The organism is Bradyrhizobium sp. 87 (assembly GCF_023073015.1).
GTDB classification, from domain to species: Bacteria; Pseudomonadota; Alphaproteobacteria; order Rhizobiales; family Xanthobacteraceae; genus Bradyrhizobium; species Bradyrhizobium canariense_D.
Window position 1 is genome coordinate 295,102 of record NZ_JADPIQ010000022.1, and the last position, 23,208, is coordinate 318,309.

31 protein-coding genes and 1 pseudogene are annotated in these 23,208 nt (G+C 64.0%); 19 read left to right on the plus strand and 13 right to left on the minus strand.

Going from position 1 to position 23,208, the window contains the following annotated elements; genetic code table 11:
* Positions 1–12 precede the first annotated feature (12 nt).
* From IVB50_RS05915 to IVB50_RS05935, 5 genes are all read left to right on the plus strand, one after another.
* Positions 13–795, plus strand: coding sequence for a thiazole synthase (locus tag IVB50_RS05915; protein ID WP_247294953.1), 783 nt, complete (start codon positions 13–15; stop codon positions 793–795).
* Entirely contained in the window at positions 782–1,390 is a 609-nt protein-coding gene (locus IVB50_RS05920; protein ID WP_085349131.1) for a thiamine phosphate synthase, read from the plus strand. Before IVB50_RS05915 ends, IVB50_RS05920 begins: the two co-directional genes overlap by 14 nt.
* 202 nt (positions 1,391–1,592) lie before the next feature.
* Positions 1,593–3,491: a phosphomethylpyrimidine synthase ThiC gene (gene thiC, locus IVB50_RS05925; protein WP_247294956.1), complete on the plus strand. Its 1,899-nt coding sequence runs from the start codon at positions 1,593–1,595 to the stop codon at positions 3,489–3,491.
* 123 nt (positions 3,492–3,614) lie between these two features.
* A complete protein-coding gene (locus IVB50_RS05930; RefSeq protein WP_247294958.1) occupies positions 3,615–3,923 on the plus strand; it encodes a hypothetical protein in 309 nt (102 codons plus the stop codon).
* A 296-nt stretch (positions 3,924–4,219) separates the two neighbouring features.
* Positions 4,220–4,738 carry a mismatch-specific DNA-glycosylase gene (locus IVB50_RS05935; RefSeq protein ID WP_247294960.1) on the plus strand — a complete coding sequence of 173 codons (519 nt, stop codon included), beginning with the start codon at positions 4,220–4,222 and terminating at the stop codon, positions 4,736–4,738.
* 164 nt (positions 4,739–4,902) lie between these two features.
* Here IVB50_RS05935 and IVB50_RS05940 read toward each other — a convergent pair whose 3' ends face one another.
* Entirely contained in the window at positions 4,903–5,340 is a 438-nt protein-coding gene (locus IVB50_RS05940; protein ID WP_085349134.1) for a VOC family protein, read from the minus strand.
* 266 nt (positions 5,341–5,606) lie between these two features.
* On the opposite strand from IVB50_RS05940, the gene IVB50_RS05945 reads away from it, so the two are divergent.
* The gene (locus IVB50_RS05945) at positions 5,607–6,260 is read left to right on the plus strand and encodes a glutathione S-transferase family protein (RefSeq protein ID WP_247294961.1); all 654 of its coding nucleotides are present in this window, start codon (positions 5,607–5,609) and stop codon (positions 6,258–6,260) included.
* On the opposite strand, the gene IVB50_RS05950 is transcribed toward IVB50_RS05945, so the two are convergent.
* Together IVB50_RS05950 and IVB50_RS05955 are read right to left on the minus strand one after the other, a co-directional pair.
* A complete protein-coding gene (locus IVB50_RS05950) occupies positions 6,257–6,985 on the minus strand; it encodes an SDR family oxidoreductase (protein WP_085351856.1) in 729 nt (242 codons plus the stop codon). The two genes, IVB50_RS05945 and IVB50_RS05950, sit on opposite strands and share 4 nt — an antisense overlap.
* A 117-nt stretch (positions 6,986–7,102) precedes the next feature.
* The gene (locus tag IVB50_RS05955) at positions 7,103–7,537 is read right to left on the minus strand and encodes a hypothetical protein (protein WP_018454147.1); all 435 of its coding nucleotides are present in this window, start codon (positions 7,535–7,537) and stop codon (positions 7,103–7,105) included.
* Between the two features lie 448 nt (positions 7,538–7,985).
* On the opposite strand from IVB50_RS05955, the gene IVB50_RS05960 reads away from it, so the two are divergent.
* A complete protein-coding gene (locus IVB50_RS05960) occupies positions 7,986–8,372 on the plus strand; it encodes a RidA family protein (RefSeq protein WP_247294963.1) in 387 nt (128 codons plus the stop codon).
* Between the two features lie 151 nt (positions 8,373–8,523).
* Positions 8,524–8,784, plus strand: a complete 261-nt coding sequence (locus tag IVB50_RS05965; RefSeq protein ID WP_007613673.1) for a hypothetical protein — start codon at positions 8,524–8,526, stop codon at positions 8,782–8,784.
* 229 nt (positions 8,785–9,013) lie between these two features.
* Here the strand turns inward: IVB50_RS05965 and IVB50_RS05970 are convergent, their stop codons facing one another.
* Together IVB50_RS05970 and IVB50_RS05975 are read right to left on the minus strand one after the other, a co-directional pair.
* Entirely contained in the window at positions 9,014–9,556 is a 543-nt protein-coding gene (locus tag IVB50_RS05970; RefSeq protein WP_085351857.1) for a transposase, read from the minus strand.
* Positions 9,557–9,617: 61 nt separating this feature from the next.
* Positions 9,618–10,103 carry a molecular chaperone DnaJ gene (locus IVB50_RS05975; RefSeq protein WP_018454143.1) on the minus strand — a complete coding sequence of 162 codons (486 nt, stop codon included), beginning with the start codon at positions 10,101–10,103 and terminating at the stop codon, positions 9,618–9,620.
* A gap of 111 nt (positions 10,104–10,214) precedes the next feature.
* Here IVB50_RS05975 and IVB50_RS05980 point away from each other — a divergent pair, with 111 nt between their 5' ends.
* The 3 genes from IVB50_RS05980 (at position 10,215) to IVB50_RS05990 (ending at position 12,077) form a co-directional block, all read left to right on the plus strand.
* The gene (locus IVB50_RS05980; protein ID WP_247294965.1) at positions 10,215–10,982 is read left to right on the plus strand and encodes an SDR family oxidoreductase; all 768 of its coding nucleotides are present in this window, start codon (positions 10,215–10,217) and stop codon (positions 10,980–10,982) included.
* A gap of 217 nt (positions 10,983–11,199) precedes the next feature.
* Positions 11,200–11,448, plus strand: coding sequence for a helix-turn-helix domain-containing protein (locus IVB50_RS05985; RefSeq protein ID WP_018454141.1), 249 nt, complete (start codon positions 11,200–11,202; stop codon positions 11,446–11,448).
* 113 nt (positions 11,449–11,561) lie between these two features.
* Positions 11,562–12,077 carry a collagen-like protein gene (locus tag IVB50_RS05990; RefSeq protein WP_247294967.1) on the plus strand — a complete coding sequence of 172 codons (516 nt, stop codon included), beginning with the start codon at positions 11,562–11,564 and terminating at the stop codon, positions 12,075–12,077.
* Between the two features lie 9 nt (positions 12,078–12,086).
* On the opposite strand, the gene IVB50_RS05995 is transcribed toward IVB50_RS05990, so the two are convergent.
* Together IVB50_RS05995 and IVB50_RS06000 are read right to left on the minus strand one after the other, a co-directional pair.
* A complete protein-coding gene (locus IVB50_RS05995; RefSeq protein ID WP_018454140.1) occupies positions 12,087–12,302 on the minus strand; it encodes a hypothetical protein in 216 nt (71 codons plus the stop codon).
* Positions 12,303–12,398: 96 nt separating this feature from the next.
* Positions 12,399–12,665 (minus strand): DUF2277 domain-containing protein, encoded by a 267-nt coding sequence (locus tag IVB50_RS06000; protein WP_018454139.1) that lies wholly within the window; start codon positions 12,663–12,665, stop codon positions 12,399–12,401.
* 125 nt (positions 12,666–12,790) lie between these two features.
* Here IVB50_RS06000 and IVB50_RS06005 point away from each other — a divergent pair, with 125 nt between their 5' ends.
* The 4 genes and pseudogenes from IVB50_RS06005 (at position 12,791) to IVB50_RS06020 (ending at position 15,286) form a co-directional block, all read left to right on the plus strand.
* On the plus strand, positions 12,791–13,882 hold the full coding sequence (locus IVB50_RS06005) for an alpha/beta fold hydrolase (protein ID WP_247294969.1): 1,092 nt from the start codon (positions 12,791–12,793) through the stop codon (positions 13,880–13,882).
* Between the two features lie 145 nt (positions 13,883–14,027).
* A complete protein-coding gene (locus IVB50_RS06010) occupies positions 14,028–14,372 on the plus strand; it encodes a hypothetical protein (protein WP_085351861.1) in 345 nt (114 codons plus the stop codon).
* 67 nt (positions 14,373–14,439) lie between these two features.
* A pseudogene (locus tag IVB50_RS06015) lies at positions 14,440–14,632 on the plus strand (hypothetical protein); the annotation flags it as partial.
* 51 nt (positions 14,633–14,683) lie between these two features.
* Entirely contained in the window at positions 14,684–15,286 is a 603-nt protein-coding gene (locus IVB50_RS06020) for an MSMEG_1061 family FMN-dependent PPOX-type flavoprotein (RefSeq protein WP_026232674.1), read from the plus strand.
* Between the two features lie 83 nt (positions 15,287–15,369).
* On the opposite strand, the gene bfr is transcribed toward IVB50_RS06020, so the two are convergent.
* From bfr to IVB50_RS06035, 3 genes are all read right to left on the minus strand, one after another.
* Positions 15,370–15,858: a bacterioferritin gene (bfr, locus tag IVB50_RS06025; protein WP_018454135.1), complete on the minus strand. Its 489-nt coding sequence runs from the start codon at positions 15,856–15,858 to the stop codon at positions 15,370–15,372.
* A gap of 133 nt (positions 15,859–15,991) precedes the next feature.
* Positions 15,992–16,264, minus strand: a complete 273-nt coding sequence (locus tag IVB50_RS06030) for a (2Fe-2S)-binding protein (RefSeq protein WP_026232673.1) — start codon at positions 16,262–16,264, stop codon at positions 15,992–15,994.
* A gap of 161 nt (positions 16,265–16,425) precedes the next feature.
* Positions 16,426–16,722, minus strand: a complete 297-nt coding sequence (locus IVB50_RS06035; protein WP_143274228.1) for a hypothetical protein — start codon at positions 16,720–16,722, stop codon at positions 16,426–16,428.
* Positions 16,723–16,858: 136 nt separating this feature from the next.
* On the opposite strand from IVB50_RS06035, the gene IVB50_RS06040 reads away from it, so the two are divergent.
* Positions 16,859–17,203 carry a hypothetical protein gene (locus IVB50_RS06040; protein WP_018454132.1) on the plus strand — a complete coding sequence of 115 codons (345 nt, stop codon included), beginning with the start codon at positions 16,859–16,861 and terminating at the stop codon, positions 17,201–17,203.
* A 212-nt stretch (positions 17,204–17,415) separates the two neighbouring features.
* On the plus strand, positions 17,416–17,700 hold the full coding sequence (locus IVB50_RS06045) for a hypothetical protein (protein ID WP_007613695.1): 285 nt from the start codon (positions 17,416–17,418) through the stop codon (positions 17,698–17,700).
* An 87-nt stretch (positions 17,701–17,787) separates the two neighbouring features.
* Here the strand turns inward: IVB50_RS06045 and IVB50_RS06050 are convergent, their stop codons facing one another.
* Both IVB50_RS06050 and ettA read right to left on the minus strand, forming a co-directional pair.
* On the minus strand, positions 17,788–19,014 hold the full coding sequence (locus IVB50_RS06050) for a lytic murein transglycosylase (RefSeq protein ID WP_085351863.1): 1,227 nt from the start codon (positions 19,012–19,014) through the stop codon (positions 17,788–17,790).
* A 7-nt stretch (positions 19,015–19,021) separates the two neighbouring features.
* Entirely contained in the window at positions 19,022–20,671 is a 1,650-nt protein-coding gene (gene ettA, locus IVB50_RS06055) for an energy-dependent translational throttle protein EttA (RefSeq protein WP_018454130.1), read from the minus strand.
* 232 nt (positions 20,672–20,903) lie between these two features.
* Between ettA and IVB50_RS06060 the strand changes: the two genes are divergently transcribed.
* Both IVB50_RS06060 and IVB50_RS06065 read left to right on the plus strand, forming a co-directional pair.
* Complete coding sequence (locus IVB50_RS06060) at positions 20,904–21,119, plus strand: hypothetical protein (RefSeq protein ID WP_018454129.1); 216 nt, start codon at positions 20,904–20,906, stop codon at positions 21,117–21,119.
* Positions 21,120–21,223: 104 nt separating this feature from the next.
* Positions 21,224–22,186 (plus strand): D-2-hydroxyacid dehydrogenase family protein, encoded by a 963-nt coding sequence (locus IVB50_RS06065; RefSeq protein ID WP_247294971.1) that lies wholly within the window; start codon positions 21,224–21,226, stop codon positions 22,184–22,186.
* Between the two features lie 4 nt (positions 22,187–22,190).
* On the opposite strand, the gene IVB50_RS06070 is transcribed toward IVB50_RS06065, so the two are convergent.
* Positions 22,191–23,159, minus strand: coding sequence for an NAD-dependent epimerase/dehydratase family protein (locus IVB50_RS06070; protein ID WP_247294972.1), 969 nt, complete (start codon positions 23,157–23,159; stop codon positions 22,191–22,193).
* Positions 23,160–23,208 lie beyond the last annotated feature (49 nt).

Sequence of the window (23,208 nt, forward strand, 5' to 3'; positions counted from 1 at the left end):
GAGAGACACCCCATGGTGACCTTCTACGGCAAAACCTTCCCCTCCCGCCTCCTGATCGGCAGCGCGCTCTATCCCTCGCCTGCGATCATGCAGTCGGCGATCCGCGCCTCGGGCTCGAACATCGTCACGGTGTCGCTGCGGCGCGAATCCGCCGGCGGCAAGACCGGCGATGCGTTCTGGAATCTGATCCGCGAGCTCGACGTCACGGTGCTGCCGAACACCGCCGGCTGCCGCAGCGTGCGCGAGGCGGTGACGACGGCCAAGCTCGCGCGCGAATTGTTCGGCACATCCTGGATCAAGCTCGAAGTCATCGCCGACAACGACACGCTGCAGCCCGACGTGGTCGGCCTGGTCGAAGCCGCGACCATCCTGATCAAGGACGGTTTTGAGGTGTTCCCCTATTGCACCGAGGATCTCTCGATCGCGAACCGCCTGGTCGATGTCGGCTGCAAGGTGGTGATGCCGTGGGCGGCGCCGATCGGCAGCGCAAAAGGCATCACCAACCGTGACGCGCTCAAGCTGATGCGCGAGCGGCTGCCCGATATCACGCTGGTGGTCGACGCCGGCATCGGCGCGCCGTCGCATGCGGCCGCGGCGCTCGAACTCGGCTACGACGCCGTGCTGCTCAACACCGCCATCGCCAAGGCCGCCGATCCCGTCGCGATGGCCAACGCCTTCCGCCTCGGCGTCGAGGCCGGCCGCACCGCTTTTGAGGCCGGGCTGATGAACGCCCGCGATTTCGCCTCCCCTTCCACCCCTGTCGTTGGGACACCGTTCTGGCATGCCGTATCCTGATCGCTTTTATCCCGTCGTCGACAGCCTCGCCTGGGTCGAGCGCCTGACCAAGCTCGGCGTCGGCACCATCCAGCTGCGCGCAAAGGACCTCGACGACTCGCAATCGCTGCAGATGGTCACCGACGCGCTGGCGATCACCGCGGGCACGCAAGCCAAGCTCGTCGTCAACGACTATTGGCGCGCGGCGATCGTCGCCGGCGCAAAATATCTGCATCTCGGCCAGGAGGACCTTGCCGACGCCGACCTCGCTGCCATCCGCGAGGCCGGCTTGTCGCTCGGCGTCTCCACCCACGACGATGCGGAGCTGGACACCGCGCTTGCCGCCGAGCCCGACTATGTCGCGCTGGGCCCGATCTTCTTCACCACGCTCAAATCGATGCGTTTCGAACCGCAGGGCATTCCGAAGATCACGGAATGGAAGAAGCGCGTAGGCCACATCCCGCTGGTCGCGATCGGCGGCATCAAGTTCGAGCACGCCGCGGAGATCTTTGCCGCGGGCGCGGATTCCATCGCCGTCGTCAGCGACGTCACCCAGAATGCCGACCCGGATGCGCGGGTGCGGCAATGGCTCGGCCTGTCCGCGGAGGCGGCGTGATGCGCCTCACTCTCTCACCCCGCACGCCACTGTCATCGCCCGGCTCGACCGGGCGATCCAGTACGCCGCGGCTTCTCGGCTTGAGCCGCACCGTCTCGGAGTACTGGATCCCCGCTCCCGTGCGCAATTGCGCACTAGGCGGGGATGACAGCCGAATTTGCCTCTCGCATAGCGACATCAACGAATTAAACCGGAGGATCCCATGAACATCCGCTCCAATCCCGACAAGACCGTCCCCGCCGTCACCACCGGCCCGCTGCCCTCGTCGCGAAAAATCTTCGCCTCGCCCGATGCCGCGCCCGACCTGCGCGTGCCGCTGCGCGAGATCATCCTGTCCGAAGGCGCCGGCGAACCGAACCTGCCGGTGTACGACACCTCCGGCCCCTACACCGACCCTAGCGTGACCATCGACGTCAACGCCGGTCTGGCGCGCGGCCGCAAGGCCTGGGTGCTGGAGCGCGGCGGCGTCGAGGAATATCAGGGCCGGCAGATCAAGCCGGAGGACAATGGCAGCGTCTCCACCGACAAGGCCGCGCGCGCCTTCTCGGCCTATCACCAGCCGCTGCGCGGCCGCGACGGCCACAAGATTACGCAGCTCGAATTCGCCCGTGCCGGCATCATCACCAAGGAGATGATCTACGTCGCGGCACGCGAAAATCTCGGCCGCAAGGAGCAGCTCGAGCGTGCGGAAGCAGCCCTTGCCGACGGCGAAAGCTTTGGCGCGGAAGTGCCCGCCTTCATCACCCCGGAGTTCGTCCGCAGCGAGATCGCGCGGGGACGTGCCATCATCCCCTGCAACATCAACCACGCCGAACTCGAGCCAATGATCATCGGCCGCAACTTCCTGACCAAGATCAACGCCAATATCGGCAACTCGGCGGTGACGTCATCGGTCGAGGAAGAGGTTGAGAAGATGGTGTGGGCGATCCGCTGGGGCGCCGATACCGTGATGGACCTCTCGACCGGGCGCAACATCCACACCACCCGCGAATGGATTTTGCGCAACGCGCCGGTGCCGATCGGCACCGTTCCGATCTATCAGGCGCTGGAGAAGTGCGACGGCGATCCGGTCAAGCTGACCTGGGAGCTCTACAAGGACACGCTGATCGAGCAGTGCGAGCAGGGCGTCGACTATTTCACCATCCACGCCGGCGTGCGCCTGCAATACATCCACCTCACCGCCAACCGCGTCACCGGCATCGTGTCGCGCGGCGGCTCGATCATGGCCAAGTGGTGCCTGGCGCATCACAAGGAAAGCTTCCTCTACACCCATTTCGACGAGATCTGCGATCTCATGCGCAAGTATGACGTCTCGTTCTCGCTCGGCGACGGCCTGCGTCCGGGCTCGATCGCCGATGCCAACGATCGCGCGCAATTCGCCGAATTGGAGACGCTCGGAGAACTCACCAAGATCGCGTGGGACAAGGGCTGCCAGGTCATGATCGAAGGCCCCGGCCACGTGCCGATGCACAAGATCAAGATCAACATGGACAAGCAGCTCAAGGAATGCGGCGAAGCGCCGTTCTACACCCTCGGGCCCCTGACCACCGACATCGCGCCGGGCTACGACCACATCACCTCGGGCATCGGCGCCGCCATGATCGGCTGGTTCGGCTGCGCCATGCTCTGCTACGTCACGCCGAAGGAGCATCTCGGCCTGCCCGATCGCAACGACGTCAAGGTCGGCGTCATCACCTACAAGATCGCCGCCCACGCCTCCGATCTCGCCAAGGGTCACCCGGCAGCCCAGCTGCGCGACGACGCGCTCTCCCGCGCCCGTTTCGACTTCCGCTGGAGCGACCAGTTCAACCTCGGCCTCGACCCCGAGACCGCCAAGAACTTCCACGACGAGACCCTGCCGAAGGAAGCCCACAAGGTCGCGCATTTCTGCTCGATGTGCGGCCCAAAATTCTGCTCGATGAAGATCACGCAGGACGTCCGCGACTACGCCGCGACGCTGAACGACCCGAACGGCGTGGGCATGTCGATGAGCGGCACCGCCGAGGACGGCATGGCTAAGATGAGCGCGAAGTTCAAGGAGATGGGCGAGAACTTGTATCTGGATGCGGAGAAGGTGAAGGAGAGCAATCGGGTGTTGTGAGCGGGCCCGTGCGAACTTTGGGGGCGACGATCGTCGCCCCCAAAGTTGGAAACGCAATGCGAACGGCCCATGCGGTCTGAAATACTACCAGGACTACCACCGTACGGACCTCCGGCCATCTCTTTGACCGGACACGGTGAGCGCGAATTTCGGGAAGGTTTGGTTGTCCGCTTCTATCCCAAGGGTTCCGATCCATGGATCGGCAATTTCGTGGGAGGCATCTTCGATTGCACCACTGTGCTCGATCATCCCAACGGAAGGGACGTGATCGTTGTCGCGTGTGGCGATACTTGCATTATCGATCCGGAACACCACGCCATTCGAGATCGCATTGCAAGTGACACCGGACAAGTGATTGCGGTACCGGCTCTTGGACTGGTGGTTTTCCAAGGGTTGGTCGATTTTAGCGCGGTTCGGTCAGATGACCTGTGATGGATTAGTCCGCGGATTTCGTGGGATAGCTTCCGCAGTATCAATGTCCACGAAACCAAACTTACCGGCGAAGCATGGTCTGCAATTGGAGACTCTTGGGTATCATTCAGCCTCGATCTTTTGACAGACCACTGCACCGACGGAGTTTATGAGTTAGATGCGGCTCGGGCGGTGCGTGTGACGCGCAAATCGGACTAGCGCGGGCAAGCGTAGCCCGGATGAGCGCAGCGACATCCGGGTCTTTGCCGCCCCGCATATCACTCCGTTCATGCGGGCTACAGCCGCGGATAATTGACGTGCCGGATACATCCCCTCACCGCCTCCCCGACCAGCTCCTTCCCAACCTCCGTCTCGTCTTCGTCGGCACCGCCGCCTCGACGCGGTCGGCCGAGCTCGGGCACTATTACGCCCATCCCGGAAACCGCTTCTGGCGCGCGATTCATGAGGCCGGGATCACGCCGCGGCGCTATCAGCCGGGCCAGTTCGCAAGCTTGCTCGATCTCGGGATCGGCTTCACCGATCTTTCCAAATCGGGCGCCGGGATGGATCACCAGATCGCGGCGGAGACGATCGACGTGCCGGGGTTCAGGGCCAAGATCGAAAAGTATCAGCCAAGGACAATTGCGTTCACGAGCAAGAAGGCGGCGAGCTTGTTTTATGGCAGGCCGTCAAGCGGGATTGCGCTGGGGCGGCAGCTGCGGGATGAGAGTCTGCCCGAGATGTTCGTGCTGCCCTCGCCGTCCGGCGCGGCGTCCGGGCATTGGACGCTGGAGCCGTGGCGCGAGCTTGCGGCGTGGATCGCTGCAACGGAATAGTCGAGAGTGTCCCCGCTTTGGCCTGCTCGCGTGTCCCGGGCAAGCGAAGCGCAGACCCGGGACCCAGAAGCTCCGGCACGGATGCGGCATGGGCCCCGGCTCTGCAGCGCACCACGCCGCGAAGAGCGGCGCGATGCGCTGCGTCCGGGGCACGGGCACCTGCCTCACCCAGCATACGCCCTATCCAAATCCGCAATCACGATCTTTCTCATCTGCATCATCGCCTGCATGACGCGGTTCGCCTTGCTGCGGTCGGGGTCGCCGAGGTAGCGGCCGAGCGCTGATGGGATCACCTGCCAGGACAGCCCGAACCTGTCCTTGAGCCAGCCGCAGCGGGATTCTTCGCCGCCGTCGGCGGTGAGCCTGTCCCAGAAATAATCGACTTCCGCTTGCGTCTCCACGCTGATGAAGAACGACACCGCTTCGTTGAACTTGTATTGCGGGCCCCCGTTGAGCGCGTTGAAGCGCTGGCCTTCGAGCTCGAACACCGCCATGAAGTCGCTGACGGTCTCAACCTTGGCGTTGGGAAACACCGATTTGTAGAAGGCGACGGCCGCCGGCACGTTGTTGTCGAACCAGAGAAACGGCGTGATGGAGGTCATGAACGGATATCCTTTCGCCTCGGGCGGGCGCGCGGCGGCGCGCCGATGTTCCAAGGACGTGGCAGGTAGGGACGTTCCGACAGCGGCGGCGGGATTTTCTTGTAGCCCGGATGAGCGACAGCGACATCCGGGGCCGGCAGCTGCCCCGCATATCGCTATCGCTCATGCGGCCTACGGGGTCCACGAAAACGCATTAACCTGTCGGAATCCACTCATTCCATTCGTCCTCCGAACGCAAAACGCGATCAACCCCGGAGCCCCTCCCGATGCCCCCCACCATCACCGCCTTCGAAAGCTCGCCCGACCGCGGCAAGGGGCAAGCCCGCGACATGCGGGTGCGCTGGGCGCTCGAAGAGGTCGGCCAGCCTTACGACGTGCGTCTGGTTTCGTTCCAAGCGATGAAAGAACCCGCGCATCTCGCCCTGCATCCATTCGGGCAGATTCCGACCTACGAGCACGGCGATCTCGCCCTGTTCGAGTCCGGCGCGATCGTGCTCCATATCGCCGAGCGTCACGCCGGGCTGCTGCCGACGGAGCCGCACGCCCGGGCCCGCGCGATCGCCTGGATGTTTGCTGCGCTGAGCACGCTGGAGCCGCCGATCGTCGAGCTCGGGATGGCCATGCTGTTCGAGCGCGACAAGAGCTGGTACGCGGAGCGGCTGCCCATGCTGCAGGATCGCGTCCATGTCAGGCTCGGCGAATTGGCCCGTCGCCTCGGCGATGCCGACTGGCTCGACGGCGCGTTCAGCGCCGGCGACCTCATGATGGTGACAGTGCTGCGCAGGTTGAACGCATCAGGCATGCTGGACGAATATCCAGATATCGCCGTCTATGTGGCTCGCGGCGAAGCGCGGCCCGCGTTCAGGCGGGCGTTCGATGCGCAATTGGCGGTGTTCACCGGGGCACGCTTGGCGCCCTAAAGATCGAAATTGGTCGGCAGCATCACCACGTCGCGGATGGTCATGCCGCGCGGCCGCGTCAGCATGAACATCACGACCTCAGCCACGTCGCCGGCCTCCAGCAGGCTTCCCGAGTCCCTGGCTTCCTTCAGCTTCTCCGGCGGCCAGTCCGCGAGCAAGGCGCTGACGACCGGACCGGGCGAAATCGAGCCGACGCGGATGCCGTGCTTGAAGACCTGGCGCCGCACCGTCTGGACGAAGCAGTTCACCGCCCATTTGGACGACGCATAGACCGGCTCCCATGGCGTGGGAAAATGCGCCGCCAGCGAGCTCGTGACGATGATGTCGCCGGTCCCGCGCGCGATCATGTGCGGCAGCACGTCGTGTACGTTCTTCATCACGACGTTGACATTCAGGTTCAGCATCCGGTCGATCGCCATGGTGTCGGCATCGACCAGATCGCCACCGACATACGTCCCGGCATTCGCATGCAGGATATCGAGCTGGCCGGCCTGCTCCAGAACGCGCGGCAGCACCGTTGCACAGTCTTTTGGGTCCAGCAGATCGATGAGCAGCGGGATCACCGCGTCGCCGTGCTTGTCGCGGAGCGCCTTCAGCGCGGCCTCATCGCGGTCGACCATCACCACGCGCGCGCCGGCGGCCAGCATCGCCTCGGTGCTGGCCAATCCGATGCCCGACGCAGCCCCGGTCACGGCCGCCACCTTGCCGTCCAACTCTCTCGCCATGGGATCCCCATCTTGCCGAGGTCACTGGGATCGTGAGTATAGCGACCCCGGCCGGAATTGTCGGGAAGAGATGGTGGGCGCGGCGCTTGCGCCCCATTTCCCCCTACGACATCGGCCTTACCGCAGCGTGATCGCAAGCCCGCTCAGATCCGCATTCGCCATCAGGCCGACCTGCGTGCCGGACAGCTCGAGCACGGCGCCCTTCTGGTTGGTCAGCACGATCGCACGCGCGCCGCGGCCCACTGCGATGCCCGCACCGGCGGCGCCATAGACGCCGGCGATGTCGGAGGGCCGGTTGATGTTGGAGACGCGGCCGCGCAGCACGGTCTTGGAGCCGCCGAAGACGAGGCCGTAGTCGAGCCCGCCGGTCGAGAGCGAATAGGCGCGGCCGCGGAAGTTCAGCACGCCCGAGCCGCCGGAGCCGCCGATGATCCAGCCCGCCTTGTAGATCGTCAGCACCACGGTGCCGCCGTCGGCCAGAGCCGAGGTCGAGAGGCCGGCAAGCGCGGCAATGCCGACCAGCGCGGCGCGGAGGGTGGATGCGAACTTCATGGGAGTCTCCGGGGGCTATTCTTCAAGGAGGGAAACGAATCGAACGAGCGGAATCTATCCGATGGATCGGGGCGGCAACATGATGGGATGGGCGCGAGTCGCGGTCTGTAGCAACACACCCAACTGTCATCGCCCGGTTCAACCGGGCGATCCAGTATTCCAGAGAGAGCGATAGTGAACCGAAACCGCGGCGTACTGGATGCCCCGGTCGAGCCGGGGCATGACGGCGGAGTTTGGCGCGACAAGACGCTCACCCGCCATCATGCCATTCTGCCCCTGTTTTGCCCGACGGAGCAACGATTATTTTGTTTTTCCCGAAGTGAAAAAGAAAGCTCAATGATTCCTGCTAGATGCCTACTGTGCATGGGGTTGTTTTCGCGTTTTTTGTTGGAGGCGCCCCGAGCTGCCGCTACGCTTGCGCTTCCAGCCCTCCATCCGAGGTGATCCCATGCCGATCCAGCATTTCGCGCCCCCGCCGCACGTCAAGGCGCCGCCGCTGTCCTTTGCCACGCGCGCAGGCGATCTCCTGTTCGTCTCCGGCATTCCCGGCTTCGACGCGAACGGCGCGCTGCCCGACGGCTTCGAGGCGCAGTTCGCCAATGTCGCCATCAACATCAAGCGCGTGCTGGCGGAGGCCGGCGCCGAGATCCGCGATCTCGTCAAGGTCAACGTGCTGCTGACCCGCGCCTCCGACGTCGCCGCCATGAACGCGCTCTATGCCGGCGCCTTCGGCCCGCCGCCCTACCCTGCCCGCACCACCTGCGTGATCCACGCACTGCCCGATCCGAAGATGCTGATCGAGATCGAGGCGGTGGCGTCGCTGGCCAAGAGTTAGACGTGTGATCGTCAGGCGATAGTCAAGGGATAAGGGTCGTCCGAACAGCCGACCAACGGCTGACATATCCGTGAACGGTCGCCGCCCCGCTTGCCAGCCACGCAGATTTGCCGCACCAGTTTTCTCTCACGTTCCCATCAGGAGATATTTCATGCGTCGCGTTCTCGCCCTTTGTGCCGTTGCCGGCATCGCCACCTCCGTGTTCGCCGTGCCGGCCTCTGCGGCAGTCGGCTATTACGTGATCCGCTGGGACAACACCGGCATTTGCCAGGTCTGGAACGAGGACCTCAAGTACAAGCCGTTCCAGTGGGGCGTGTCGACCTACAAGGTCGTCAGCAAGCCGCTCCCGACCTTCACGGCCGCCTCGGAGCTCCAGATCAAGCTGCGCGCGGAGCGCCGCTGCACGCTCTAGGCGTGAGGCGACAGACCGGATTTCAAAGGGCGGATCGCGCAAGCGGACCGCCCTTTTCTTTTGGACGGACCACCGGTTTTTCGGCCGACGTCACGCATTTTCCGCGCACACGCTTTGAACCTGGCCGGTTGGCGGACCCACTCACATCTTGTCCGGGGCGCACCAGCGTCCGACTCCAAGTCTGACGTCCGTAGCCCGGATGAGCGAAGCGATATTCGGGAATTCCCGGTCAGCCTCCCTGGGCTCGCTCACCGAAAGCAATCCCACTTTCGCCGGCATCGCCCGCCCAGTCTTCCGAGAGCAATCCCGCCCGCGCATATCGGTGAAAGGACGAATGCGGCCAATCACAAACGCGCTGGACGTAGCGATGCTTGACGGGGTTGAAGTGAATGTAATCCACGTGGCGGGCGAAATCATCTTCGTCGCGAACCGTGTGCTCCCAGTAGCGTCGTTGCCACAGAGCCAATTCTCCATTGGAGTGGCGGGCTACGTCGATACCCGCATGCAGTAGTGCGCTGCTGAAATGCCCCTCGATCCTTCGCCAACGTCCCGCGAAATCGGCGTCATGCGGCGGGAGGCTCATGACGACATGCAAATGGTCCGGAAGGATCACGATCGCATCGACCTCGAACGGGCGCTCCCTGCGAGCGGCCCGGAAGGCATCACGCAGGGCGCCAACGTTTTCAATCAAAATGGTCGATCTGCGGTCGAAGAGCGCTACAGTGAAAAAGTAGGTGCCGCCGGGAAGAAAATTTCTGCGATACAAAACCATGGGCTAGACCCGTCCCGGATGTCGCTTCGCTCATCCGGGCTACAGGATAGCACATGAGCCCTCACGCGTCCTTGTACGCGCCGGGATGGATCAGGAGGTCGCGCGCGGCGGCGAGGTCGATGAACGCTTCCGCGCTGCCGCCCTGGTCGGGGTGCATGCCCTTGGCGGCGCGGCGATACGCCTGATTGATGTCCTCGCAGGTGAGCTGCACCGCGAGCGGCAGGCCGAGCACCTTGCGGGCACGATCCTCGCTGGACAATTTTTTCGGCGCAGCATTGCGGCGCCCGAAGCGCGGCGCGGTCAGGTCGTGAACGACATCGAGCACCACGCCGAGACGGCGCCGTGCCGCCAGCGTGACGCTGTGATCGTCATTGTCCACGGCCTGGCGCAGCACAGGAAGCGCCTGCTCGGCGGCCTGACGCAGCATGGTATCGGTGCTCATCCGCGCGATCTCGGCCACCAGCCGTCCGGCCTCGGCCCAATCGGCGCCGTCCACCGACCGCAGGCGTTCGAGTGCGAGTTTCCAGGATTCGAGCCGTTCCATCATGCGCGCAACGTTTAGCAATCAAGATCAGTATGCCAAGGGCGCCGTTTCCGACCCCTTAATTTCGAGTTAGCCTTTCATGAAACTTCGAAAAGAAATCGGGAGGAAATTGTCATGGCATTGCTCGCAAACCATATCGCCGTCATCACGGGCGCCGGTTCGGGCATCGGCCGGGCCATCGCGGCCGGCTACGCCCGCGAGGGCGCGCAGGTGGTGCTGCTCGACGTCAACGCCGACACGGTCGCGGAAGCCGCCGAGGGGATCCGCAAGTCCGGCGGCAAGGCCGAGAGCTTTGCACTCGACGTCACCAGACGCGACGACTGCTTCGCGCTCGCCAGGCAAGTCGCCGACAAGGTCGGGCAGGTCTCGATCCTCGTCAACAATGCCGGCATCACCCGCCGCAACGCCTTCACCGCCGATACCGAGACGGTGGCGAAGGATTGGAATGACATCATCTCGCTCAACCTCAACGGCGTCTTCAACATGACGCAGGCGTTCCTCGCGCCCTTGCGAGCAGCCAAGGGCCGCATCGTCAATATCGGATCGATCCAGTCCTTCGTGCATCTGCGCACGCCGAGCTCGGCGGCCTACACCACCTCGAAACACGGCGTGCTCGGCTTCACCAAGGCGCTCGCGGTCGAGCTCGGCAAGGAGGGCGTGCGCGTCAATGCAATCGGGCCGGGCTTCATCGAGACTAACATCAACGCCAATGTGCGTGCGACCAATCCGGCGCTGGTGCAGGCTTTCGTCGATCACACCCCGCTGGCGCGCACCGGCAAGCCCGAGGACATCGTGGGTCCCGCGATCTTCCTTGCGTCGGACATGTCGGCCTACGTCACGGGAACGATCGTGATGGTGGATGGCGGATACCGGACGGTGTGAGCGGGAGGGATGCCTGCTTTGCGGGGTATGCTCGCAGGAATATGCAATCCGTGCCAATCGCGGCGGCGCGGCGGCATTCCCAAGGTCAATTCGTGCGATCGCCCGCTGTTAACCTTTCGTTAACCAAACCCGCCCACCGTAGATCTACGGCTTGGGGGTCGTTTGTTCTCGATCCGCTTCCAAAGACGGAAGCGGGCGTTGATCGGGGAGTGTGTCGATGACCACTGTTCATGTCGCTGCGTCCGAACCGGGCGCGTATGTCCTTTCACCGAACCAGATCGTTCCGCTGCTGATCGGCGCGACCGTCGACGAGGTCGAGCGTGAGCTCGTGCTGCAGACGCTCGCCCGCTGCGACGGCAATCGCACGCGCGCCTCACGCGTGCTCGGCCTCTCGGTGCGCACGTTGCGCAACAAGATCAGGCTCTATGCCGCCTCCGGCATAGAGGTGCCGGCCTATCACGACTAGCGCGCGATGTGCCGCCGATTGGTGTTGATCATGCCCAGGCGCGAGCCCGGGCGGAATTGCCGCTGTCGTCAAACGCCGCTAATTAGCTTGCTTCCGGTCGAGGGAGCAGCGGCGTGGCAGACGAACAAAAACGGCAGGGACCTCAGGGACCGCGCGGACGGCAGGGCGAACCGGGGCGGCCGGGACCGCAGGGTCATCCGGGCAAGCGCGGGCCGGATGGCGCGCGTGGCAAGCCAGGACCTCAGGGCAAGCCGGGGCCGATCGGGAAGCCCGGACCGCTGGGCAAGCCCGGCCCGCAAGGCAAGCAGGGCGAAGCGGGACCGCGCGGGGCGCCGGGGACACAGGGACCTGTCGGGCCGCAAGGGCCGGCGGGGCCGCAAGGCCCGCGTGGTGAAGCCGGACCTCCGGGCCAACTTCCGTCGATCGAACAGGTGCTGCCGTGGCTCGATCAGCTGCTCGACGCCTGGGACGAACGCCGCCGCCAGCGCGAGCATGAGGCTGCCGAGCGCGAGGCGCTGGAAGCCGCGGTGCAGGAGACCGACGACGCGCCCCTCGATGACGAAGACGAGGACAGCGAAGGCGATCACAGGAAGAAGAAGAAAAAGAAGAAGCACGGCCACAAGGACTGACGGACGAATCTATTTCGTCCCATTCTCGCGTCGCGGCAGCATGCCCATGCGCTCGAACTGCCAGCGCATGGCGCGGTACCAGAGATAGCCGACCGCTGCGCCGCACAAGGCCAGGATCACGACGTTCGCGCTCGAGAACGAGCCGCTCCACCACGTCATCCACGCGGTCCACAGCAACGTGAAAACGATGGCACCTGCTTTCAGCGGAAGAAGGGGGCGGCTCATGGTCGTGCTCCGGGGTGTCAAAAGCCCGTCGAACATCATCGCGCGCTGAGACCGTTGTCACCGTGAGGCAGGTCACGGAACGGACCTTCGAGCCGCCTAACCGAACCGCAGCCGCGAACGTTCCTTGGCCTTTTCCGCTTCGACCTCACGATCACGCGCCGGCGCATGGGTGTGCAGCGACGTCAGGAGTTTTCGCGCAGCCTCCGAGACCTCCGCCACCGCACGATCGAAGGCCGCCTCGTTGGCCTGCGACGGCTTGTTGAAGCCAGACAGTTTTCGAACGAACTGGAGCGCGCTGGCGTGGATCTCATCCTCGGTCGCCTCCGGCTCGAAGTTGAACAGCGTCTTGATGTTGCGGCACATGCAGTCTCTCCTGACCTTTCCCTCAAGGACGACCGGCGAAAACGAAATCCTACATCCTTCCGGACAGTTCTGCTAAGTTCCGCCGCAACGCGGCCGCCGACCAGAGCCGCACGGGGGAAATCGACATGAAAGCTTCTTGCGCGGCGCTGTCAGCCATCCTGTTGTCCGTCTCGTTGGCGGCCATCTCGACATCCGCATGGGCGGCCGATTATCCGACGCCGAAGCAGGGCGCCTGGATCGCCAGGGATTTCAAGTTCCACACCGGCGAGACCATGCCGGAGCTGAAGCTGCACTACACAACCGTGGGTGAGCCGAGCGGCCAGCCGGTCCTGGTGCTGCATGGCACCGGCGGCTCGGGCGCGAGCATGCTGTCATCAGCCTTTGCCGGCGAGCTGTTCGGCGCGGGGCAGCCACTCGATGCCTCCAAATATTACATCATCATCCCCGATAATATCGGTCATGGCAAATCGTCAAAACCGTCCGACGGGATGAAGACGAGCTTCCCGAAATACGACTACAACGACATGGTCGAGGCCCAGTATCGCCTGGTGACGGAAGGGCTCGGGGTCAAGCATCTGCGGCTCGTCATCGGCAATTCGATGGGCGGCATGCACACCTGGTTGTGGGGCGAGAAATATCCGAAGGCGATGGACGCGCTGATCCCGATGGCCTCGCAGCCGACCGAGATGGCATCCCGAAACTGGATGCTGCGGCGGATCATGCTCGACACCATCCGCAGCGACCCCGACTACAACGGCGGGAATTACACCAGCCAGCCGCGCATGATGAAATACGCCATCACCGCCTACGGCATCGCGAGCATCGGTGGAACGCTGGCCTATCAATCGCAGGCGCCGACGGCGGCGAAGGCCGACAAGATTGTCGACGAGCGGCTGGCCATGCCGATCACGGCAGATGCCAACGACTTCGTCTACCAGTGGGAGTCTTCGCATGACTACAATGCCGGCGAGAAGCTGGAGGCCATCGAAGCGCCGCTGCTGCTGATCAATTCAGCCGACGACGAACGCAACCCGCCTGAGACCGGCATCACGGACGCTGCGATGACGCGGGTGAAGAACAGCAAACTGTATCTCATCCCGGCAAGCACCGAGACGCGCGGCCACGGCACCACCGGAAACGCCAAATTCTACAGCGAGCAGGTCCAGCAATTTCTGCAAGCCGCGCCGCAGCAAACGATCGAATCTGCGCGCCGCTGATTTTGCATCGCATCAACGGCCGTCTAGCCCGCATATTATTTGAGCATGCATTACGCTGACGGCTCGGGCTTAATTGCGTCGATGTCCGAATCGACGCGCGGGATAATCGCGCGCCAACGGCACGACACGCGATGAGGAGGATCGCATGCACAGGCTCGCACTGTGCGTTTGGCTGGCCGCACTGACGGGCGCCGCGTTCGCGTTCGACAACGGGCAATATGATCACGTCCCGCCCGACATCCGCGCCTGGTTCAAGAGCGTGATCGCACCGAACGGCGTGCCCTGCTGTGACGTCTCCGACGGCCATCGCACGGAGTACGACGTGCGCAGCGGTGCCTATTGGGTGCCGATCGAGGGACAATGGATGGAGGTGCCCGAGCGCGCCATCATCCGCGACCGCGGCAATCCGGTCGGCCAGGCCGTGGTGTGGTACGTCCGTCACCGCGGCGCCATCATCATCAGTTGCTTCGTGCCGGCGGATGCGGTGTAGCGCGATAGCGCCTCGACGCGGCGCGTGCTAGCTCGGCCGATAGCTCCTGTGAACGACTGAACGCGAGCTCGCGCTCTATCCGCCTTGCGTGTGGGCGGCAAGCATCAAGCAGGTCCTGGAGGGCCATCGACCTTCCACCCATCCCCAACAGCTGGCTCTATCACGGGCCGCGGCTGGCGCTGCAGCCAGTCCTGATCTGGTGGGCTCTGAACTGCGCTGGCGTGATCGACTGGACGCGGCGGCGTGACAAAGGGGGTTAGCGATCGGGCCGAGAGATGATATTCTCGGGGCATTCCACCAGGGAGACCTTCGTGACTGATCTTTGCGCCGAAGACCTCGCCACCATCTATGCCCAGCCGAGCCCGCGCGTGATCGCGAAAGCGCGCCCCGCAATCGACACGCATGCGAAGAAATTCATCGAGATGTCGCCGTTCTGCGTGCTCGCGACATCGGGAGCGGACGGCAGCGTCGATGCCTCACCACGCGGCGGCGGCGTTGGCTTCGTCCACGTCGCCGGCCCCAACCAGCTGCTGATGCCTGATCGCTCCGGCAACAACCGGATCGACAGTTTTCGAAATGTCGTCGAGGGCTCGGGCTTCGTGCATCTGTTGTTCTTCGTCCCCGGCATCGACGAGACGCTGCGCGTCGGCGGCCGCGGCTCGCTGTCCGCCGATCCGGACCTGCTCGCCTCGATGGTGGAGTTTGGCAAGTCGCCGCGCGCGGTGCTGAACGTCGCCGTCAGCGAAGTCTATTTCCACTGCGGCAAGGCACTGATGCGCTCGAAGCTTTGGTCGTCCGAGAAGGTGCCGCGCTCGGTGATGCCGAGCATCGTCGAGGTGGTCCACGAGCAGACCGGCCTTGGTGAGCCGCAGAGTCAGGAGATCGTGGAAGAGCTCTACAAGACGCAGTTGTAGCTGGCGTCCAGGCTGTCGTCCCGGCCTGGTGCGCAATCGCGCATCAGGCCGATACGGAGTTGTGCCATCGCTAACGCGCCGAACTAATGCCCGTCCCCCTCGAGCCCGCCAACGTGCTTCTGGGTGTAGAGTTCGAGGCCGATGCGGCCGATCAGGTCGAGCTGGGTCTCGAGGAAGTCGATGTGGTGCTCCTCGTCGCTCATCAGCTTCTCGAACAGATCACGCGTCACGTAGTCCTTGACGCTGTGGCAGTAGGTCGCCGCTTCCTGATAGAGCGCCCGCGCGCTCATCTCGGCGGCGAGATCGCACTCGATGATCTCCTTGACGTTCTGGCCGATGCGCAAGGGATCGAGCACCTGCATGTTCGGGAAGCCGTCGAAGAACAGGATTCGCTCGGTGAGCTTATCGGCGTGCTCCATCTCCTCGATGGACTCCTTGCGCCAGACCTTGGACATGTCCCGCAGGCCCCAATTGTCGAGGAAGCGGTAGTGCAGCCAATACTGGTTGATCGCAGTCAGCTCGTGACGCAGTGCCTTGTTGAGATAGTCGATAACTTTTGCGTCGCCCTGCATGGTTCACTCCAGCTCTTGCAGTCCAAATCGGCCGTAAACCGAATTTAGAACGCTTCTAAATGAGTTTGAAGACTGGAGCAACCGGCTACGGGGACGCAGCCGGGGAAAAGCTCAGCCAGGGTTGCGGAGCATTTCAGCAGGCCGCGAGGGCGAACTCGGCCGGCTGGGCCGTCTCGTCGTTCGCCGCCACAGTGTGGTTGTGCGGGCAGCCGGAGCAGCAGGACGTGGCACAGGTGCCAAGCGCTTCGTCGATAATGGTCTTGATCGTCCGAGCGCAGCGGCCGCATTCGGCGCTACAGCCGAGACACCCATAGACCTGCTTGGCATGGCGCACAGCGTCGTCGGACTCGGCGACGGCGGCGCGGATGTCGTCATCGCTCAGCACGTTACAGGAACAAACGATCATGGAAGCGGCAGGCCCTTTGGTGATGCGCCATCATCGATATTTAAGGGGCCGGCCGGATGCAAAAGGAAAAAGCGGAATTTGAAGCTATTCCAAACTAGCCCGGAAACAGCCTAGAACGGCTCTAAAATAGGGCCTTGCACTGGATCAAGATTGCGGCGGACCTAGTCGCCCCCACCGCCTCCACCATCGCCGCCGCCCCCGCAATCTCCGCCACTACTGCCGCTATCGCTGCTGGAACAGCTGCCGCCGTCGGTCGCGCAGCCGGAACTATCGCTGGAAAACCAACTCCCAAACGAGAAGCCGTCGCTCGTGCCGGTGGCGGTGTCGCCGCCGCCATTGACGCTGGCCCCGGCGCGGGAGCCGCGCTGGCCGCGGTTCTGGAGATGGGTAATCCAGCCGTAGCCGATCGCGAAGACGATCCCGGCAGCGATCAATGCATTTATCATCGCGTTACCCATCGTCGCCCTCCCCTGGCTGGGCTGCGGTCCCTACCGATTGGTCGCCCCGGCAAAGGTGCCGTTCATTGATCATTCAAACGAAGTATGGAACTTTACCCTCAAAGAGTTCCCGCGTGTTTGCTCGAAAGGTCAGCCAATGAAGAAGTCGCTCCTGGCAATTGCTGCCGTCGCCGCTGTGGCCCTTAGCGCCATTACACCAGCCCAGGCGCAACGCGGCGTCGCCGCGGGTGTGGCAGCCGGAATCATCGGCGGCGCCATTGTCGGTGGGGCGCTGGCCTCTCCGTATTATTACGGGCCAGGCCCTGGCCCGGGCTACGCATATGGTCCCGGATATGGCGCCGGCTACTATCCGCCGCGCTACTATGCGCCGGGCCCGGGCTACGTCGCGGACGACTATTACGGCAACGGCTGCGTCTGGCAGAAGCAGCGCTTCTGGGACGGTTATGCCTGGCGCGTCCGCCGCGCCAGAGTCTGTGGCTGAAGTCGCCCCAAGCCGGCTCATTCCAGATGCGCCGTCCATTTAGGGGCCTGAAAAAGACCGCTTTTTCTCGTCACAGCTCCGTGTGCGTTTACCGCGGATTGACCATTTGCGCGCTTCCTAGCTGCAAGGCCAATTCCATCAGAGTCTGCGTGAACCTTTGAACCCCGGGCGCTCCTAACAAGGAGCATCCATCTCTCAGGAGAGCCAAGAGTATGAAGAAGACTTTAGTTGCCGCCCTCACGGTTGCGACGATCGCCGGTTCGCTGGTGACCGCCACGCCGTCCGCCCAGGCCCATGACGGGGTCGGCGTCGGCATCGCAGCCGGCCTGATCGGCGGCGCGATCGTCGGCGGCGCCATCGCATCGAGCCGTCCCGCCTATGGTGGACCGGTTTATGTGGCCGAGCCCGGCCCGCCGCCCCCGCCCTGCTACTGGCAGCGCCAGCGCTACTGGGATGGCTACGGCTGGACCGTCCGCCCGGTTCGCGTTTGCTACTGATCTGACCGCATGGCGTTCATGAGCGCCGCGATCGAAGCCCGGCCGAGCACCTCGGCCGGGCTTTTTTTCTTTTAGCCAGCCCTGCGCCTATCGCGCCGCCTGGATCGAGCGCAGCACCTCTTCGCTCGGCCAGCAATCGACCTTGAGGCCTGCCGACTTCTGGTAGGCGCCGAGCGCAGCGCGCGTCTGCATGCCCGCCTTGCCGTCGATCTTGTCCTTGTAGAGCCCGACGCGCGTGAGCCCCCGCTGCATCGCCTCGACGTCCTTGGTCCGCAATTGCTTCGAGGCAGACCATGGGGTCGCGAACGGTTGCGGGCTCGTCATGCGGTCGGCGAGATGTCCGACGAACAGCACGTAGAGGTCGGAAAAATTGTATTCCTTGATCACGAAGTAGTTCTTCGTGGTCAGGAAGGACGGGCCGTAGATGCCTTCAGGCTGCAGCAGGGAGGCCGGCTGTGCCTGCTCGGCGGCAGTGAGCTTTTGTCCACGCACCGGTACAAAGCCTTCGCGCAGCCATTGGCCGATCGGCTTCGTCACCTCGGGCACGCCGGCGGTGCAATCGACTTTGGCCGGTGCCTGCACCTCGTAGGCCCAGCGTACACCGCTCTGCCAGCCCTTGTTGACGAGCTGCTGCGCGGCGGAGGCCAGCGCATCCGGCACCGAGTGCCAGATGTCGATGCGGCCGTCGCGGTCGAAATCGACGCCATGCTTGTAATATTCGGACGGCAGGAATTGCGTGAGCCCGGTCGCACCGGCCCAGGACGAGCGCATGTCCTTGCGTGTCACTACGCCGTCACCGAGAATTTTCAGCGAGAGGATGAACTCGTTGCGATAGCTGTCCTTGCGGCGGCCGACATAGGCCTGCGTCGCCAGCACGCGGACGAGATCGTAAGGCAGCGTATAGCGGCCATAGTCGGTCTCGCGGCCCCAGATCGCCAGCATCACGGTAGCAGGCACGCCGGAGTTTTTCTCGATCTCGGTCAGCGCGGGGCGATATTTTTGCAGCAACCGCTGCCCCTCGCCCGCAAGCCGCGCGATCGAGGCTTCCCTGACATAGTCGGCCGGCACCTGCACGAACTCGGCCTGTGACGGCGCCCCCGTTGCGGGACGCCCCGGCAGGATCAGATCCGGCAGCTTGTAGTCCGGCTCGAGCCCGCGCGTCTCTCGCTCGAACGTCGCGCGCGACACGCCGGCGGCCTCCGCCTCCGGCCACAGCGAGGCGATGAACTGCGCGAAGGCGGCGTCGGCAGCGCCCGCGGGCGACAGGCCGCAGGTGATAGCGATCACCGCAGCTATCAGCACCCGCCGCATCATTTTGAGATCACCGCGTCAGCTTCTTGTACTTCACGCGGTGCGGGATGATGCTGTCCTGGCCGAGCCGGCGCATCTTGTCCTTCTCGTAGTCCTGGAAGTTGCCCTCGAACCATTCGACATGGCTGTCGCCTTCGAAGGCCAGGATGTGGGTCGCGATGCGGTCGAGGAACCAGCGATCATGGCTGATGATGACGGCGCAGCCGGCGAAATCCTCCAGCGCCTCTTCGAGCGCACGCAGGGTGTCGACGTCGAGGTCGTTGGTCGGCTCGTCGAGCAGCAGAACGTTGGCGCCGGATTTCAGCATTTTCGCAAGGTGCACGCGGTTGCGTTCACCGCCGGAGAGCGCGCCGACTTTCTTCTGCTGGTCGGCGCCCTTGAAGTTGAACGACGAACAATAGCCGCGTGAATTGACTTCCCTCTTGCCGAGCAGGATCAGCTCGTTGCCGCCGGAGATCTCCTCCCACACGTTCTTGCTGCCATCGAGCGCGTCGCGCGACTGGTCGACGTAACCAAGATGAACGCTCTCGCCGATCGTGATGGTGCCCTTGTCCGGCTCCTCCTGCTTGGTGATCATTCTGAACAGCGTGGTCTTGCCGGCGCCGTTGGCGCCGATCACGCCGACGATACCGCCGGGCGGCAGCTTGAAAGTGAGATCGTCGATCAGCATGCGATCGCCGAAACCTTTGCTGAGCCCTTCGAAGTCGACCACGTTCTGACCGAGTCGCTCGGCCACCGGAATCGTGATTTGCGCGGTCTGTGTCTGCTTTTCGCTCGCCTGTTTCAGCAGTTCGTCATAGCGCTGATAGCGCGCCTTGGACTTGGCCTGGCGGGCTTTCGGCGAGGACGCGATCCATTCCTGCTCTCGGGCCAGCGTCTTCTGATGCGCAGCGTCCTCGCGGCCCTCCTGCTCGAGCCGCTTCTGCTTCTGCTGCAGCCAGGACGAGTAATTGCCCTCGTAGGGAATGCCCTTGCCGCGATCGAGCTCGAGAATCCAGCTCGTGACGTTGTCGAGGAAGTAGCGGTCATGGGTGACGATCAGGATCGCGCCGGGATAGTTGCGCAGATGGCCTTCCAGCCACGACACCGACTCCGCGTCGAGATGGTTGGTCGGTTCGTCCAGCAGCAGAAGCTCGGGCTGGTCGAGCAGCAGCTTGCAGAGCGCGACGCGGCGGCGCTCACCGCCGGAGAGTTTCGACACGTCGGCATCGTCGGGCGGACAGCGCAGCGCGTCCATGGCCTGGTCGACCTTGCTGTCGAGATCCCAGAGGCCCTGGGCCTCGATCTCGTCCTGCAGCTTGGTCATCTCGTCGGCGGTCTCCTCGGAGTAGTTCATCGCCAGCTCGTTGTAGCGATCGAGGATGGCCTTCTGCTTGGCGACGCCCAGCATGACGTTCTCGCGCACGCTCAATGCCGGATCGAGATGCGGCTCCTGCTCGAGATAGCCGACGCGGGCGCCCTGGGCGACCCAGGCCTCGCCGTTGTACTCCTTGTCGAGGCCGGCCATGATTTTGAGCAGCGTCGACTTGCCCGAGCCATTGACACCGAGCACGCCGATCTTGGCGTCCGGGTAGAAGCTCAGATGGATGTTATCGAGCACCTTCCGGGTCGGGTAGCTCTTGGTCAGGCCCTGCATGAAATAGATGAACTGGCGCGCCATCGGTCCCGAAAACCTTCGATTTGAGGAAATTTGCTTGCCGCCGATGTAGCGATCCCGCCCCGAAAGGGCAATGTTTTCCCTCCGTTCACCACGGATGAATACGGGACGGACACCATCCCGCCGCCGATCCGGACAATTGAAACCATCTTTTAATAAATCAGGCCAAAGCTCGGTTTCGCGCGGAAACAGCGCCACCCGCTCAGAATGAAGGGGAGCACAGCGAGACAGCGTCATGGCCATGATCGAGACCAACTCCCTTCCCGTTCCGGCGGAAGCCGGCAGCGCCTCCGCATTTGCCTCGGAGATCAAGGGCTTCTGGAAGCGCTTCTTTGCCACCGCTTTCAACCCCTACCGGCCCGAACTGCATTACATGCGCGGCCCCGGCCCGGCCTGGCGCGCCAAGCACGGCATGAATGCGCCGTTCCGGCTCAAGCCCCGCGACCTCTGAGCCTTTATCACCTGTCGGATTTTTGAAGACGCGAACGGCTTGCGCACGGTCCTGATTGCGCGCAACCATGGCCTGGTTCCACCTCTCGCCATGGAAGAACGCTGATGACGCGGCTGCGCTGTGCAATTCTCGACGACTATTTCAACCTCGCCCTCGACGTCGCCGATTGGCAAAGCCTGTCCGACCGCATCGACGTCACCGTGTTCAGCCATCCCTTCGCCTCCGAGCAGGCCGCGGCGAGCGCGCTGGCTGATTTCGAGATCGTCTGCGCGATGCGCGAGCGCACCGCGTTCCCCAAGAGCCTGTTCGAAAGCCTGCCGAAGCTGAAGCTCCTGCTGACGTCAGGCATGCGCAACGCCTCGATCGACATGGAGGCCGCCAAGGCGCGGGGCGTCACGATCGGCGGCACGCAATATTCGCGCGATCCGACCGCGCCCCTCACCATGGGCCTGATCCTGGAACTGACCCGCGGCATCGGCCGCGAGAACGCGCGCATGCATGCGGGCGAGCCCTGGCAGGCCTTTGCCGGCGTCGAGATCGAGGGATTGACGCTCGGCGTCGTCGGGCTCGGCAAGCTCGGCAGCAAGATGGCTGATATCGCGAAGGCGTTCGGCATGAACGTGATCGCCTGGAGCCCGAACCTGACCCCGGAGAAGTGCAAGGATGCCGGCGTCGGCTACGCCACCAAGGAGGAGCTGTTCGCCAAGGCCGACATCGTCAGCATCCATGTGGTGCTGAGCGAGCGCTCGCGCGGGCTGGTCGGGGCTTCCGATCTCGCGCGGATGAAACCGACGGCCTTCCTCGTCAACACCGCGCGCGGGCCGATCGTGGACGAGCAGGCGCTGCTCGAGGCGTTGCAGCAGAAGAGGATTGCAGGCGCCGGCATCGACGTATTCTCGGTCGAGCCGCTGCCGACGGACCATTCCTTCCGCAAGCTCGACAACCTCGTGCTGACGCCGCACCTCGGCTACGCCACCGAGGACGGCTTGCGCATCCATTACGGCCAGATGGTCGAGGCGATCGACGCCTTCACCAAGGGCAGTGAGCTGCCGCGCAAGCTGGCGTGATGCCTCAGGCCGCCGAGCGCTGGCTGGTGGGCTGCCGTGCCGCATCGGCAAAGCCGTCGCGCCAGGAGGCATGCGCCGGCAGCCAACCGAGCTCGCGCTTGGCCTTGCCGTTGGAGGCTCCACGCACCTCCGTCATCATCGCAACCATATGCTCGCCCGCAAGCAGGCGCCCGAGCCAGGCGGGGATGTGACGCGGCGGCTTGGCACCGAGGAGTTCGGCCAGCGCGGGCAACCAATCCTTCACCGGCGCCGGATGATCGTCGACGATATTGTAGATGCTGCCGGTGCGTCCGCGTTCAAGCGCGGCGAGCGTGGCAGAGGCTGCATCTTCGGTGTGAATGAACGACCACGTGCCGCCGCCGTCACCGATTACCGGCACACGCCGGTGGCGCAGCTGGTCGATCATCGCCGGCGAGAGCGTGCCGGTGCCGGGTCCATAGAAGAATCCATAGCGTAGCACGATGCCCACCGGCTTCGTCGAAGCGGTGACGATTCGCTCCAGATAGCGGATTGCCTCAAGCGTGCGTCGCAGCTCTCGCGGTGGATTCGAGTCGAGTTCATCGGTCTCGGTCTTGACCGTTCCCCCGGCGCGACTGAAGGTCCAGCCGCAGAAGCTTTGCGCGATGAAGCGCTTGGCGCCGGCCTCGCGCGCGGCGTTGAGCAGAATGTCGGTTCCGCGGGTGCGGAGCTCGTTGGTTCGCTTGAAAGCCCGATCGAAATGCCGGAGGTCCGTGGCGGCCGCGAGATCTGTCATCTGGTGGATGACGGCGTTGGGCTTTGCCGCAATCACCGCAGCGCGCATGCTGTCGGCATCGAGGCCGTCGGCAACGACCGTCTCCGCACCCAATCGCCGCACAAGGTCTGTTTTTGCCGCACTCCGTGTCGTGCCGATCACCGAATGACCCGCGGCGACCAGCGCCTGAACAAGATACTGACCGACCGCGCCGGTCGCGCCCGCAACAAAGATGCGCATCCTGTGCTCCTCAATTCGTTGCAATCCTCCCGGACGTAATCGAGGTGCG